8 protein-coding genes and 2 pseudogenes are annotated in these 14923 nt (G+C 59.1%); 9 read left to right on the forward strand and 1 reads right to left on the reverse strand.

Features of this window, described 5'->3' with window-relative positions; genetic code table 11:
• The 9 genes and pseudogenes from PMI11_RS26940 (at position 1) to PMI11_RS38545 (ending at position 12937) form a co-directional block, all read left to right on the forward strand.
• Positions 1 to 3507, forward strand: a complete 3507-nt coding sequence (locus PMI11_RS26940; RefSeq protein WP_007823617.1) for an AAA family ATPase — start codon at positions 1 to 3, stop codon at positions 3505 to 3507.
• 585 nt (positions 3508 to 4092) lie between these two features.
• Positions 4093 to 5076, forward strand: a complete 984-nt coding sequence (locus tag PMI11_RS26945) for a helix-turn-helix transcriptional regulator (RefSeq protein WP_007823622.1) — start codon at positions 4093 to 4095, stop codon at positions 5074 to 5076.
• A gap of 135 nt (positions 5077 to 5211) precedes the next feature.
• The gene (locus PMI11_RS26950) at positions 5212 to 5592 is read left to right on the forward strand and encodes a DUF995 domain-containing protein (RefSeq protein WP_007823624.1); all 381 of its coding nucleotides are present in this window, start codon (positions 5212 to 5214) and stop codon (positions 5590 to 5592) included.
• A 111-nt stretch (positions 5593 to 5703) separates the two neighbouring features.
• Positions 5704 to 5913 (forward strand): annotated as a pseudogene (locus tag PMI11_RS36820) (transposase domain-containing protein); the annotation flags it as partial.
• A 321-nt stretch (positions 5914 to 6234) separates the two neighbouring features.
• Positions 6235 to 8352: a ParB/RepB/Spo0J family partition protein gene (locus PMI11_RS26955; RefSeq protein WP_007823625.1), complete on the forward strand. Its 2118-nt coding sequence runs from the start codon at positions 6235 to 6237 to the stop codon at positions 8350 to 8352.
• 269 nt (positions 8353 to 8621) lie between these two features.
• A complete protein-coding gene (locus tag PMI11_RS26960) occupies positions 8622 to 9044 on the forward strand; it encodes an antirestriction protein (protein WP_007823627.1) in 423 nt (140 codons plus the stop codon).
• Positions 9045 to 9199: 155 nt separating this feature from the next.
• A pseudogene (locus tag PMI11_RS26965) lies at positions 9200 to 10012 on the forward strand (DUF932 domain-containing protein); the annotation flags it as partial.
• A 609-nt stretch (positions 10013 to 10621) separates the two neighbouring features.
• A complete protein-coding gene (locus tag PMI11_RS36825; protein ID WP_007823630.1) occupies positions 10622 to 11296 on the forward strand; it encodes a reverse transcriptase domain-containing protein in 675 nt (224 codons plus the stop codon).
• Positions 11297 to 11317: 21 nt separating this feature from the next.
• Entirely contained in the window at positions 11318 to 12937 is a 1620-nt protein-coding gene (locus PMI11_RS38545; protein ID WP_051034655.1) for a group II intron reverse transcriptase/maturase, read from the forward strand.
• A 660-nt stretch (positions 12938 to 13597) separates the two neighbouring features.
• Here PMI11_RS38545 and PMI11_RS26980 read toward each other — a convergent pair.
• Entirely contained in the window at positions 13598 to 14788 is a 1191-nt protein-coding gene (locus PMI11_RS26980; protein ID WP_007823634.1) for a DUF1173 domain-containing protein, read from the reverse strand.
• Between the last annotated feature and the right edge of the window lie 135 nt (positions 14789 to 14923).

Here is a 14923-nt window from a genome sequence, read left to right on the forward strand (position 1 = left end):
GTGCGGATCAATCGCCTCGACCTCACGCGCTATGGCAAGTTCACCGACGCCGTCATCGATTTCGGATCGCGTCCAGTCGGATCGCCCGACCTCCACGTCATCTACGGACCGAACGAGGCGGGGAAATCAACCACGCTCGATGCGATCCTCGACCTGATCTTCGGGATCGGCAATACGACGAAATACGGGTTCCTGCATCCCTACAATACCATGCGTATAGGGGCGAACGTTCACGTGGCAGGTCAGGACAGGGACTTCGTTCGCATCAAACGGCCGCAGAACAGCCTGCTCGATCGCGAGGAACGCGGTCTGGCCGACACGGAGATCAGGGCCGACCTTGGCGGGATCGACCGCGATGTGTTCTCGACGATGTTCTCGCTGGACGACATTACGCTCGAAAAAGGTGGGGAGAACATCCTTGCAAGCAAGGGCGATCTCGGCGAACTGCTTTTCTCTGCCAGCGCGGGCCTTTCCGATCTCAGCCGTCAACTCGTGGCGATCCGCGGCGATGCGGACAGCTTTTACAAATTTCGTGGACGCAGTAGCCAACTAAGCGATCTCAAGGCACGGTTGACTGAGCTGAAGCATAAACGCGAGGAGCTCGACCTCCAGGCCACCGAGTATCGTAAAAGGTTGGCTGAACTGCATCGCCTGGACGGACTCTACGATCAGGCGTTAGCCGAGCGCGCGAACACCCAGCGGCGGGCTGACGCGATCAACCGTATCCTTCGTGCGCTTCCGACGATGCGGAGGATTACCGGGCTTCGAGGCCAGCTCGACGCCCTTGAGACCGTGTCCGATCCACCGGAATCTTGGAAGCTTGAGCTTCCGGTGATCCGCAAGGACGAAATCGAAATTCGCGTCAAGCTGGACGAGGTTGCCCGCACCGTCACGGAGATCGAATACGAGATCGGCGAGATCACCGATGACCCCGTTGCTCTCGGCCTTGCGGCGCGCGTCGGAGATCTTACGAAAACGCTGGAGCCAAGATATCTTACGGCACAGGTCGACATCCCAAAGCTTAGTGGTCGGATCGCGGAGCTCTCAGTCGAAACCCTTCTCCTGCAGCTCGGCAAAGCTAACGAAAAAACGCCAGCGCGGCTCGTCCTGGATGCAGCCACCGTTGGCAAGTTTAGAGCGCTCATAAGCTCCAAATCGGGTATCGACGCTCGCCGGACCTCTGCCGCGGAAGAACTTACCCGAGCTGAGCGCGCGCTTCAGGAGGAAGACGAGAACATCTCCCGCTTCGAGGAATTCCGTTCTCCGGCGCGGATCAAGGCGTTCGAGCTTCTTTCCGTGACGGCCAAAGCGCTGCCGAAATCTGACGACGAGGTCGCGCTCCGTTCCCTGATGCGGCGACGCGAAAACGCGAATGTCGTATTGGCGGAAAGCCTGGCGCAGCTTGCCCCTTGGCGTGGTAATCCGGCCGACCTCGCGGCCATGAGTCTACCGTCGGGCGCGAAGCTGGACGATTGGAAAGCACGATACAGGGAGGACCGGGAGCGTTCGAAGACGGCGCGCTCCGAACTCGCGCGGCTTGAGCCGGACGCTAAGCGGATGGACGCGGAGATCAACGTCCTGCGCGCGCGGGCAGGGGAGATCGATGAACCTTGGGTCGCGGCGAGCCGGGCCGCTCGTGAGAAGGCATGGATTTCGCATCGTCAGATCATGGACCCACAATCGGCTGACGCTTTCGAACATGCCATGAGAGCCGACGATCAACTCGTTTCGCAGCGGCTTCTGCACTTCGCGGAAGCCAGCAAGTTGGCGCAGTTGATGCTGACCCGCGCTTCCGCGGGTTCTGATATCGAAGCAGCCCACGAGCGCATTGAACAGGCCGCACGTTCACTGTCGGAGCTCGGAAGCGAGATGTCCGCAACGTTGGCGTCGATTTCTTCCAGCGCCGATTTCGGTATTGATCCGACAGAGCTGGAAGAATGGCTGCGCAGGAGAACCGTCGCGGTGAGAGCCCGGGACGACATGTCGGCCATCGATCAAGAAGTCGCAGATATTCAGGACAGGGCTCACCAATCAAAGAAACAGTTGCTTGCCGCCGTCAAGGGAGCAGGACTGACCGCCAGCAGCGACGCCGATCTTGCAACGCTGTTTGCCGTCGCCGAGGAAGGACTGGATGTCTTCTACATAGCCATGGAACAGGCAGACCGTATGGAGCGACTGAAAGAAGATAGCGTCGCTCGCACGCGCGCGATGAACGATGCGCTGAAAGCCGCGCACGAATGGGACGCTAGATGGTCCGAACTGTGCAGTGTTTGCTGGCTGGGGGAGGCATTAGCACTTCCGGAGGTCGACGCCGTCAACGGAATCCTCCACGTTCTCGAGAAGCTCGCGTCTGCGATCGAAGCCAGAGACGGCTTGGTCGATCGAATCCAGAAAATGGAGAAGGATAGCGCCCTGTTCGAAGCTTCGGTCTTCGAACTGTGTGATAGATTGGAAATCCAGAAATCCGCCTCCCTCACCGAGCTTACGCGGATGATCTCAGACAGGGTCAAGGCGGCCGAGCGAAGCCAGGAGCAGCGGGAAAAGCTTGCGCGTGATCTCGATAAGAAGCACCAGGAAGAGCGTGCAATTCTGGTCGGCAAGGACGTACTCGGTATCCAGATAGGGAAGATGACAGCGTTCTTCGGCTGCACCACCCTGGACGAAGTCGAAACCTTCATTGAGCTGTCGTCGAAACGGCAGGCGCTGCGGAATTCCATAGCCGAGCTGGAACAGGAGTTGGTCGAGATCAGTGTTGCGAACGACATCGGCGACGTCGAGGAACGGCTCGCATCGGTGGATAGAGAGGACTTGGAAGGTCAACTCGCACTGTTGACACCAATCCTGGAAGACCAGGACAGAAAATGTCACGACGTCTTCCATGAGCGGTCCACTATGCAGAAGGCACTCGATGCGATCGGAGGGGACTCCGTCGTCGCGGAAATCGAAGAGCAGCGACGCACCATTTTGCTGGAGATCGAGGAGCGAGCCGGTCGTTACCTAGAGCTTCGCGCGGGGATAACCGCTGCCGAGCAGGCATTGAGGGTCTACAGGGACCGCCATCGAAGTGGGATGATGACGAGAGCCTCGGAGGCTTTCCGGATCATCAGCCGCGGAGCCTACACAGGTGTCGCCGCGCAACCCGGCAAGGATGGCGAAATCCTGATCGCGATATCTGCGAGCGGAGGTTCGAAGGCCGCCGATGAACTATCCAAGGGCGCGCGCTTCCAGCTCTATCTTGCGCTGCGGGTGGCCGGGTATCACGAGTTCGTGGCCAACCGTGCTCCCATTCCTTTCATCGCAGACGACATCATGGAAACATTCGATGACTTCCGTGCCGAGGAGGCCTTCCGATTGTTCACGGAGATGGCTGGGCACGGGCAAGTGATCTACCTTACCCATCATCAGCATTTGACCGAGATCGCCAGAAAGGTTTACCCAGGTGTCCGGCTGCACGATCTGGCGACGATCCAATCGGCGTCGAGGCTTGGCGGGATTGCGGCGGAGTAGCCGGTCCTTTGACACAAGCCGCCTCCGTTTAGGGATCCGGCGCCAGAAGGTCCAACAACTCCGCATTCTCCGACCTGTGCAAATCCGGGTCGAGGTGCCGGCGTGAGATGAGTGCTCTCAGCTCGCACCTTGACTACGATGCTCTATGCCGTTTCGAATAGTGTCGCCATCTCGGGGACGGGAAGTTAACGGTCTTCCCCTGATGTTTTTGTCGACATCGCGCATCCAGTCCGATCGAAGTCCACTGCAAGGCCGTCAGCCGTTCATCCAGGACAAAAGCGGCAACGATCGCGGCGATGGTAGTGCGCGACGGCTTCGCGCTGGCTACCTTCATCTGACTAGAACGTTGGTTGGCTCAATCTATTCTGCGCTCTATTCGCTGTGTTATTGTTGCCGACGGAGGCGGCAATGGATCACGACTTCATCGCATCGATATACGAAGCAGCTGTCGTGCCCGACCTCTGGAAGGGGCGGGGCTTGCTGGATCAGTTGGCGCGCCGCAGCTAAGCGCATGACGCCGTGCTGATGAGTGTTTCGCCTGACTGCGATTTCCGATGGATTGGAAACGACTCCGCCATTCCGAAAATGCACGTTTACATCGAGGAAGGCTGGGGCGCCAAGAACCCGTACCTGCTGAGTGAGGAACGAAACCGGAGATTTTCCGAACCGCGCTTTCTTATGGACACCGACATCATGACCTTCGAGGAAATGATGGCGAGCGAGTACTATCAGGGATTCATGCGTCCCCACGGCTGCTTCTGGCACACCGGAACCGGCATAACGTCGCCTTCCGGAGATGTCATCAAGCTCTCCATCCATCGAAGCTTCGAAGAAGGCCCGCTTCCGAGCGAGGTCGCGACCGCGTGGACAGAGATCAGGCCGCATCTCGCGAGAGCAGCGCTCATGGCGTCGCGGCTGAAGTTCGAGCAGATCAAGTCGACGGTCGACGCGATGGAAGCGCTCGGCATCTGGGCCGGGGCCGTCAGAAACGGGCGGCTGGTCGTAGCCAATCAAAGCTTCCAACGGATGATCCCGAACATCATGCGGGACTGTCGCCATCGGTTGGTCATCGACCAGAAGGCAGCCGATGACCGATGGGCGTCCTTGCTGCAATCCGGCGTTACCAAGTATGGCGGTTCTTTCCCGATATCCGGCCGCCAGGATCATCCCGCGATGGTTGTTCATGCGTTGCCCGTCGCGGGAGCCGCAAGCGGTATCTTCAACGCGGCCGACCTGCTGCTGGCGATCACGCCAGGCATGAAGGAGGCGAAGGTCGATGATGGAATACTGACTGGTCTCTACGACCTGACCCCTGCCGAAGCCTCGGTCGCCAGGGAGATCGGCCTTGGGAAGAGCGTCGATGAGGTCGCGAAGTCCCGCGACGTCTCCGTTGGAACGATACGCACCCAACTTCACTCCGTCTTCGACAAAACGGGGCGAAGCGGCAGGCGGAACTTGCGCTGCTGGTACTCGGTCTCGCCAAGCACGGGGACTGATGCCCGCGATCCTCTACCATTTGATATATGCGGGCTAGTCGACCTTTTGATAGCCTGCATTGTGGTGGTCTGAGTGCCCTTCCGGCGTCGGCGAGGGATTTCACCGGAACGGGGCTGTGGCCCAATCTGCCCGCGAGGTTCGTGAAGCCTCTTTGCTTGGCCAAGTCGAACGCGGCGTTAGTAATTCTGATCACAACTGGAGGTTTATATGAGACCGATGATTGCTTTGGCAGTTCTCGCTGCCGTTCCCACCGTTGCACTCGCGCAAGCAGCACCAAAAGGCACCACGCCGATCCCTGCAGCCGAAATCAAGGAGATGTTCTCGGGTAAGACCTATAACTTTAGCGAGAAAGGCCACAAAGGAGAGAAGGAGGCGATCTCCTGGTATCTCGGTGTCGACGGTAAGATGCTCGGTTACACCGGGAACGGCCCCTCCCATGCAGCGGGCACGTGGTCGACGTCCGACGGCAAGCTTTGCGTTTCGGATCAGTGGACAGGGGGCTTGGGGAACGAACCATTCCGACGAATGTCAGTTGTGGGCGCGGGATGCTGCAAACCCGAAGGTTCTCTATCGCGCGGAGCCGAGTAAGGGCGGCAAGTGGACGAAGTTTACTCCGAAGTTTTCAGGCGGTGACACGATCACCCCGAAGATCGAGGCTTTGAAAGTGAAGCTGAAGCAGTAGGGCTACACAACACCGGCGAACGAACAATCAGACCGATTGCCCTCAATCGCGAGAATGCTCTGTTTGCCGGGCATGACGCTGGAGCGGAGAACTGGGAGGCTATCGCCTCGCTCATCGAGACCTGCAAGCTGAATGCCGTTGATCTGTTCACCTACCTAACGAGCACACTGACCGCAATCGTCAACGGCCATACGCAAAGTCGGATTGAGGAAGTTTTGCCGCGGGCTTGTCCAATGAAGTCACGTTTCCCCAAAGAACAGTCGACCGACGTGGACCGTCGGAAACGGAGTTCCCTATTATTCAAGTTCAAGGCAACTGAAGCGGAAAGTGCTCATTCCGTCTGTGCGTGCCTTTACGCAACTGACATCTCCTATTCAGCGAGGTGACTATTGACGCAGTTCTTCGAAACCACTCAGGCCATCATGGCAATGCCAGTCGCAAACGGTGAGAGTGGTGGGTGTGGCTGGAGGGAGAGGGGGGAAGGGGTGTTCGTGGCGGGTTGAGGTTGTCGGAGAGAGGCTCCGGCCAGTCCGCCACGGAGAAACGACATGGCACAGGCCATCCAGAAAATCACGCTCAACGCCGGACGCGACATCCCTTTCAATAAGCTCGTTCTCAGCCAGCAGAACGTGCGCAAGACCAAGGCGGGCGTTTCGATCGAGGAACTTGCAGAAGACATTGCCCATCGCGGACTGTTGAACAGCCTCAATGTCCGCGCCGAGTTCGATGGCGACGGCAACGAGACCGGCATCTATCGCATTCCTGCCGGCGGCCGCCGCTATCGCGCGCTGGAGCTGCTGGTCGCGCAGAAGAAACTGTCGAAGACGGCGGCCATTCCCTGCATCGTGAGCAAGGGCGACACCCTCGAAGTGGAGGATTCGCTTGCCGAGAACGTCAAGCGCGTCGATCTTCACCCGCTGGACGAGTTTCGGGCCATCATGACGCTCCGCGAACAGGGGCTCGACGAGGAAGAGATTGCCGCGCGCTTCCATATGTCGGTCGCAACGGTGAAGCAGCGCCTGCGGCTGGCGTCGGTCTCGCCGCGTCTTCTGGATCTCTATGCCAATGACGAAATGAAACTCGGCCAGGTCATGGCATTCTCGATCACCAATGATCGTGTTCGGCAGGAGCAGGTCTGGGACGCGGTCTCACGGTCGCATAATCAGGATGCCTACTACATCCGCCGCATGCTGACCGAAACCGCGGTCCAGGCATCCGATCGTCGCACCATCTATGTGGGTATCGATGTCTATGAAGCTGCCGGTGGTGTCGTGATGCGTGACCTGTTCGAGCAGGACAATGGCGGATGGCTGCAGGATCCGGCGCTGCTAGAACAGCTTGTGCTCGAAAAACTGACCGTCGACGCCGAAGCGCTCAAGGCGGAAGAGGGGTGGAGGTGGGTCGAGGCCGCTTTCGACTTCCCCTATGGCCACACCTCCGGTCTTCGCCGCATCTACGGCGAACGTGCCGAATACAACGAGGAAGAGCTCGCACGTCACGATGCGTTGAAGGCGGAATACGATAAGCTCGACGCTGAATATGCCGAGGCGGAGGGGTATTCCGAGGAAACCGAGGCGCGGCTGGAGGAACTCGGCAGCGAGCTGGATGCGCTGAACGACCGACCCTACGTGCTCGATCCGGAAGAAGTCGCCTGCGGCGGCGCCTTCATCTCGCTCGCCGCCAATGGTGAACTGAAGATCGAACGCGGTTTCGTCCGGCCCGAAGACGAAGCTGTCGTCGAGACGCATGATAGTGATGCCAATGACGGCGCCGGTGATGGTCAAAGCGACAATGACGCCGTTGCGTTCTCGGTGAACGGCGGAGTCTCGATCAACGGCAAACCAGTCGGCGCCGAAGAACTGGAAGAGGACGACGGCAGCATTCGTCCGCTCTCCGACCGCGTCATCGAAGATCTAACGGCGGCCCGTACCGTTGCGCTGCGCAATGCGCTGGCGAACGATCCCGTGGTGGCCTTCATCGCCGCCCTTCATGTCGCGGTCCTGAAAATCTTCTACAGATACGGGGCTGACTCGTGCCTGGAGATCACGCTTCAGCACACTGCATTCGGCCAGACGCAGGGGCTCGGCGACACGGTCTGGGCAAAGGAGATCGAACAGCGGCAGGAATCTTGGGGCTATGATCTTCCCGGCAACGCCGACGAGGTCTGGAACTATCTGACCGCGCTCGACCCGGATAGCCGCATGGCACTGTTTGCCCATTGCGTCTCGCTGTCGGTGAACACAACCGTGCAGGCGTGGAACCGGCGCGCCAAGGAAAATGCCCACGCCAGGCAGCTTGCCCATTCGCTAGGCTTCGGCATGGTTGCGGCCGGTTGGACGCCGACGGTCGACAACTATCTTGGCCGTGTGACCAAGGCGCATATCCTGCAGGCGGTCCGCGAGGCGAAGGGCCAACAGTCCGCGCAACTCATCGATCATCTGAAGAAGTCCGACATGGCGCGCGAAGCCGCCCGGCTTCTAGAAGGTAGCGGATGGCTTCCCGAAGTGCTGCGGCTGCCGATCGATCAACTCCCCGCAGAGGCAAAGGTCGATGCGGCGGCGGGCGCGGTCGATCTGCCAGCCTTGCTGACGGAAGCTGGAGAAGCCGGAGAAACGGTCACCGTCCCGATCGATGACGACGGCGAACATCTCGAGGCCGCCGAATAACCACCCCAAACCCTCGCTCACGAAGCCCGGCGGCTGCGCCGGGCTTCTCTGTTTTCAGGGGCACCGTCATGCCCGTTTATACAATTGAAACGACCTACAACCTGCCGACATTGCGCCGCCCCGCCGCCCGCAACTCCTGCGCGGCCGGCAAAGGGGGACGGATGCGGCCAACCAAAAAGGGAGAGCCGGGCCGGGGAGAGGGGCGAGCCGGTCGGTGGAGAGAGAGAGCTGCCCGGCCTCACCCCTCTTGCCTCTCTGGAGAAAGATCGATGTCGATATCCGAAGTTCCTCCTCAAGCCGCCTCCATCGTTCCTGACGAGCGCCGTCTGGAATTCCTGCCCACGCTGTTCGGGCGCTCGCTTTTGATCATCGGTGAGAACGCGGTTTACAGCTTCATGGAGCAGCTCAGTCCCCTCGATTATGGCGGGGGTTTCTGGGATTTCCATGAATACGAGGGCAAGCCGCTGTTTCTGGCTCCAAGATGCAAATCACGTTTCAGGATCACCGGCGCGATCACCGGGTTTCAGGGGAAGGTTTCTGCCGAGGCTGCAGGGATTATCGCGACGCTTTTTGCCTTCTCGCATCTCTCCGTCCAGCATCAATCCGAGCATCTCTCGGAAGGTTATGGCCGCCTTTACGCCTATTCGGCTTACCACCCCGAAGCCGCGGAGATCTTCCAGGCAATCGATTGATCAGTGCCCCGCGTCGCCCTCGGGCGGCGCGCTTGTTTGTCCAGCCCGGATTGCCCTGTCGGCCAGGTCTTGCAGCCGCAATCCATCGTCCATCTCACCGGCCCGGTTGTCGCAAGAGCGGTCAGCCGGGCTCTTTCGTTTCAGGAGGCTTCATTATGAACACCGTGATTTCCTACCCGCCACCGGCATCGTCTGGATTCAAGGTCGATATTTCCCGCGGCGAACGCATCAGCCGTGTTTCGTCAGAATGGTTTTCGCGTCCTGACGACGAGCGCTATCTGTCACTCTCCGATCTTCATCGCGCCGTCGGCGTGAGAACCGAACGTGCTCGCGCCCGCACGGTCGAGGCCGCCGAAATCCGCGTCGAGGCAAGCCGCGACAATGCCGAACGCTTGTCCTTGATCGTTCCCGGCGGGCGCGAGCCGTTGGCGCCGACGCACTGGAGCTACGGTCAGCTCTGCGGCCTGGTTGGCGCACCTGCAAGCTATATGCGCCAGCTACCCGCGCCGCTGGCGGCGATCAACCTCCAGCACGGGCTTCTCAACCATAACGCCGAAATGGTCAAAACCCTGGAGATGGACGATGGTCGCGTCGAGCTGCGAGCGGTGACTGGTCCTGAATACGGCCGGATCTGGGATAGAGACTTGATTGCTGCCATCATGAATATTGCCGGAAACGGCACCGGCGACACGATCTGGAAAGTTCCCGGTCTGCTCGACTGGTCGACGATGACCCACAATCCCTTCGTCGACATCACGAAGGATACGACGACGCTCTATGCCAGCGATCGCGACGTCTTCGTCTTTCTTTGCGATGACACCCATCCGATCGAAGCCGGGCGACTGGCGAATGGTGAACCGGATTTGTATTTCCGCGGCTTCTATGCCTGGAACTCGGAAGTTGGTTCAAAAACTCTAGGAATTGCAAGCTTTTACCTGCGGGCAGTGTGCGCCAATCGCAACCTTTGGGTGCGCCGTGTCGGCGCGATCAATTGAGTGAAGGAGACTTCTCAGGAAACCAAGAATAGCCTGATGCCCACCCGCCTTACCTTGGCCAGAGATGGCTGCGACCGGGAAACCGGCAGGGGACAATAGCATGTCGGGAAAAGGCGTCATCCGGGTCGAAACCATTGTAGACCATCGGGACGTCAGGGCAAGACGTGTATGGTGAATGCTGGATTGCGTGAAACCCAGATCAGGGACATTTTGCGGGTCATGACGCAGCAATGGTTGACGCGTCATGCCGTGCGAAGGGAAGACTACCCCATAGCGTCTTCCTAAGCTTGGTCGCACGGCCCACCCTTCGTCGAAGGGCCAATGATCGAACGGGTCACCTAACCACGTCGCTTCTCATTGATCGTGTAAACACGGGATCGCCTAAGCGGGCATCGCTCGATGTCCCGTAGGGCGACGGAGCCGCCATATTAGCCAAACGCCCGGGGTAATGCCCGGGACAGCCATCATCAGATGGACGAGTACGGGTGAAACCGACCGGGCAACCGGATGGGGAATCCCCTCTGCACGGGTGAAGGGCGGCGCGTTTGCTGGGTCTTTCAACTTCATAACGGAGGTATGCTGATGCAACCGCTCACCGTAGAGAAGAGACTGGGCTCAATCATCGACCTGTCTCGCCAGGGAAAACGTATCAACGGTCTGTTCAGGCTGCTCTCGGCCCCAACCCTCTGGGAAAAGGCTTATGAGCAGATCGCTCCGAACAAAGGGGCGCTGACACCGGGTGCTGATGCCGAAAACACCCTTGATGGCTTCTCGCTTGAAAGGATGGAAGGGATCATCGCACGGGTCATGGATGGATCGTACCGTTTCTCTCCGGCGCGCAGGCAATATATCCCCAAGGCCAACGGGAAGAAACGCCCGTTGGGCATTCCCACTGCGGATGACAAGCTGGTGCAGGCGGCCGTGAAGATTTTGCTCGAACATGTCTATGAGCCGATCTTCTCGGAACAATCGCACGGCTTCCGCCGGGGGCGGTCCTGCCACACGGCCCTGACCGAAATCAGGCGCACATGGCATGGTATGAAATGGTTGGTCGAGGTCGATATCGTCGGATACTACGACAACATTGATCACAACATTCTGCTTGGTTTGCTGCGCAAGCGTATCGATGACGATCGATTGTTGCAGTTGATCCGGCGGATGCTCAAGGCCGGCTATCTCGAAGACTGGAAGTTCCACAAGACTTTCAGCGGCGCCCCGCAAGGTGGTGTGATCTCGCCGATCCTCGCCAACGTCTAACTCCATGAACTCGATCTGTTCATGGCAAAGATGAAGGATCGTTTCGATAGAGGCCAAAAACGGCGGCGCAGTGCTGCCTATCTGGAAGCTTCGAAAAGGATACAGATCCGCCGCAGGATGATTGATCGACGGCGTGCCAATGGCAACGAGGAAGAAATTCCCCGGCTGCTCGAAGAAATCAGGGAATGGGAGCGGCGACGGCTGGAAGAGCCGTCCCTCGATCCGTTCGATCCGAACTACCGCCGCCTCCGTTACTGCCGTTATGCCGATGACTTCGTGATCGGTGTGATCGGCAGCAAGGAGGATGCCCGCAGCATCATGGATGAGGTCAAAGCCTTTTTGGCCCAGACGCTGAAGCTGGAGGTATCCGCGGAGAAAAGCGGGATCAGGAAGGCGGACGAGGGGGCCATGTTCCTCGGATATCAACTGAAGACGTATGGCGATGGCCGTACAAGGCGCACTGTGATTGGCGGACGTGCCGTCACCGTGCGAATTGCGGATGATCGCATGCAGCTTCATGTCCCGATGGAAAAGCTCGCCCGCTTTGCAGAACGCAATCGTCTCGGAAATCTCTATACAGACCGGGGCGAAGCACGCTGCGAAGTGATCAATAACTCGGACGTTGCGATCCTGACCGGATACAATGCAATGATGCGAGGGCTGGCCGAATATTACAAGCTCGGCACGCTCTGGAAACAGCAGGTCGGACGGCTTTACCATCTTTGGTGGTGGAGCTTTATGAAGACCCTGTCGCGGAAGCACAAGTGTTCAGTCAAGACGACAGCGGAGAGGCTCCGAAACGGGGATCGCCTCGGCTTGTGGTATGAAGGCCGTCACAAACGGCTCTTCATGCAGATGTTCCGCCTCAAAAATGTCGAACCTGCTTCGGCATCTCGGTACGTCGATCACCAAACGCAGACACATATCCACTTCAATGGTCGAACCGATCTTGTTGATCGGCTCCGGGCAAGGGTATGCCAAGCGTGCGGAAGTAAAGATGTGCCAGTGGAGATAGATACATCACGTCCGCAAAATGAGCGACATGCAGGGCACCACTTTGTGGACCCACGTCAAGGCTGCGCGCACGCGAAAGCGTGTCGTGCTCTGCCGCGACTGCCATGTCGCCCACCATGCTGGACGATTACAGGCAAGACTGGATCATATGAATGCAAACGTAGGAGCCGGATGATGGGAAACTATCACGTCCGGTTCCGTGGGAGGGGTAGAGGATCATCCCACCGGGAACCCTCGCCCCTACCCGACGGCACCGAAAACTTCGAGGAGATCACCATCCGTCACTCGAAATTTGCAGCACAGCGCTTCGCCCACGAAGCCGCCCCGGCATTGACGAATTTCGCGAATTCCTCGCCAGCGGCGTTCATCGCCGGCATTCGCGCCGCCCGTGAACGCATCGTCGCCCGAAACGAAGACGATCGCTTGGAGTTCCTGCGCAGGCGCGGTTTCTCGAAGGCCGAAACCGGCAAGATCATCGAGACCGTTCTCAGCGAGGAGGGGAGACTGCCCGAGAGCATTTTTGATTTTGTTCAGGGTATCACTGCGCTGGCACGGGGAAAGTCGCATCAGGACACGCGGCTTGAACTCGAAGGCAAGGCGAAGAGACTGCTTGAAAGCGCTGCCTGACCGCCGGCTCGACTCGCATGCGAAGCAGGAGGCCTATTCGCGCGCCGCAAGCCGAAGTGATATTTCTACCTGGATGGATGGTTCGGCGCCACTCTTTTCCGCCCTGCTTCAGCGCCGAGCAGGCGCCGCGGGATCATCCTCTCCGATCGCCAGTTCGGCGGCGACTTGGTCGCCGAAACTTCTCCAAACCGTCCATCAAGTTTAGATTTTTCTGTATTTGTAAACCGAAAGGCGACAACTAAAGCCTTTCCCAAACCTCATAATTTTCATGGAAATTTGAGCATGCTTCGTCTGGAGCCGTCTGTCGCCTCAAAAGGCGAGGGCGACGGCGCGACAGCAAACAGGCACCGACCTCCTTTCGTGGTGTGTCCCCGAGCCTGTCTTCGCGCGCAGGATCGTCACCCGCATGGGCCGAGACGCAATGCGACTCGGGGCTTCCGTCGCGCTGAACCCAAAGGTGCAATCGGACAAAGCCTAGAGCCTGACTCGTCCCGCCGTAGCAGAGCGAAGGTGGAGGGACGCGCACATCAGACCTGCAGCTGATTGATAGACGATTGATGGCTATATTGTCGGTAGCGAAAACAAGGGGGAGCCGATGAAGACAGCAGCAGGACCCTGGACGAAGGTGCAGCACAGGCCCGAACCTGGCCAATTTGCGGATCAAGGCAGGCCGGGGATTTCGCCTTCGGCCACCCGCCAGACCCAAGGTGTAATCTCGGGCCGCGCCTCGATCATGTCCGCAAGGGCTTGCTCATAGTCGTCTCCAGCGCTCGCCGGCACGATGAACATCGCGATGGGAGCGGGTTTCTGTTCCGGCAATGTCACCGACACGATCGGCGCAGCGCGTGGCAGATTGAAACGCAATCCTTTGACGCTCTTTCGCTTGAGGTGGCTCAGCTTTTCCAGAAGCCGCAGCTCGTGAATATCCTCGAACGGCAGCCAGTGCTCGTTGACCACCATCAGCGCGACCTCTTCGACTGCCGCAATGCCGGCGGCTGAAATGCCAAAGGTGGCGATGACAATCAGATGGAACACCTCGTTTGAGCGCCACAGTTCGAGCTCTGCCGCATGGCGCGCGGCGAGCCGTCGCCATGCGCTCTCCTCAATCATCAGTGGAAAGGGCATATGCCGCACGACGATCCTTTGGCCATCGCGCGCGGCGGAGAACTCCTTTACCTCGGCCACGATCATCATCAGCTTACGTGGACCGGAGCCGGTCGCCTGTACGCCCTTGAGCGCCGCAGCGCGCCGGACGGCGATCCCATCCTTGTCGTCGGCATGAAACACTTCCGGCACGAAGAGCATTTCGCTCAAGGTCGCGCCTCTTGCCGTCATTTGAGCGGCGGCATTGTAAAGGCTTGACCGAACCCGACCCCAGCCGCGTTTGCCCGACCAAGTCGAACGCCATTCGGTCAGTTCACCCGCTTCCCAAAGATAGTGCAGCGTCGCCCGCAGCGACAAATTCCGCGGCTCGCTGCGAATGCTGTGTTCAGACAATTCCGCCGGTGTTCTGGGGGTAGCGCGAGGCCCGCGCTTGGTCAGCGAAAAGTCCAGTTTCAGGTTGGCCTTGCCGTTCGCATCGATCTGGATCGCGTTCCCGACCAGTGCCCCAAGGCCGGAAAGCTCGTAGGGGGGCTCATAGGAGTGGCAGGCGGGATCATGACCCCGTCCCGATAGCGGCATCCGCTTGATGAGATACAGGTCTTCGACCCGCGCTATATACATTGGCGCTGGCGGCTCCTTGCACATGCACATCGGACGCAGCCGCAGCTCGTAGGCATGCGGGAGGAAATCCCGCACATCAGCCGAGGATTCCTCGATCACCCGATCGCCAATCTTGAATGTTCGCACCTCTGTTCTCTCCGTTCCTTCGCCGAAGCTACACGGCGACGATGCGTTTTACTATCGAAAATTCGTCAGTAAAATCTTGCGATGTGGGTGAGGCCTGCCCAGGGATGTGGTTTCCGTCCGCGCAAGGCGGTGAAC

The sequence above is a fragment of the Rhizobium sp. CF142 genome, assembly GCF_000281145.1.
Classification (GTDB): Bacteria; Pseudomonadota; Alphaproteobacteria; order Rhizobiales; family Rhizobiaceae; genus Rhizobium.

Excerpts from the sequence above, each read along its gene's own strand:
- PMI11_RS26960 (WP_007823627.1), top strand. The coding sequence starts at position 8,622 with ATGTCGATATCCGAAGTTCCTCCTCAAGCCGCCTCCATCGTTCCTGAC.
- PMI11_RS38545 (WP_051034655.1), top strand. The coding sequence starts at position 11,318 with ATGGCAAAGATGAAGGATCGTTTCGATAGAGGCCAAAAACGGCGGCGC.
- PMI11_RS26950 (WP_007823624.1), top strand. The coding sequence starts at position 5,212 with ATGAGACCGATGATTGCTTTGGCAGTTCTCGCTGCCGTTCCCACCGTT.
- PMI11_RS26955 (WP_007823625.1), top strand. The coding sequence starts at position 6,235 with ATGGCACAGGCCATCCAGAAAATCACGCTCAACGCCGGACGCGACATC.
- PMI11_RS26945 (WP_007823622.1), top strand. The coding sequence starts at position 4,093 with ATGCACGTTTACATCGAGGAAGGCTGGGGCGCCAAGAACCCGTACCTG.
- PMI11_RS36825 (WP_007823630.1), top strand. The coding sequence starts at position 10,622 with ATGCAACCGCTCACCGTAGAGAAGAGACTGGGCTCAATCATCGACCTG.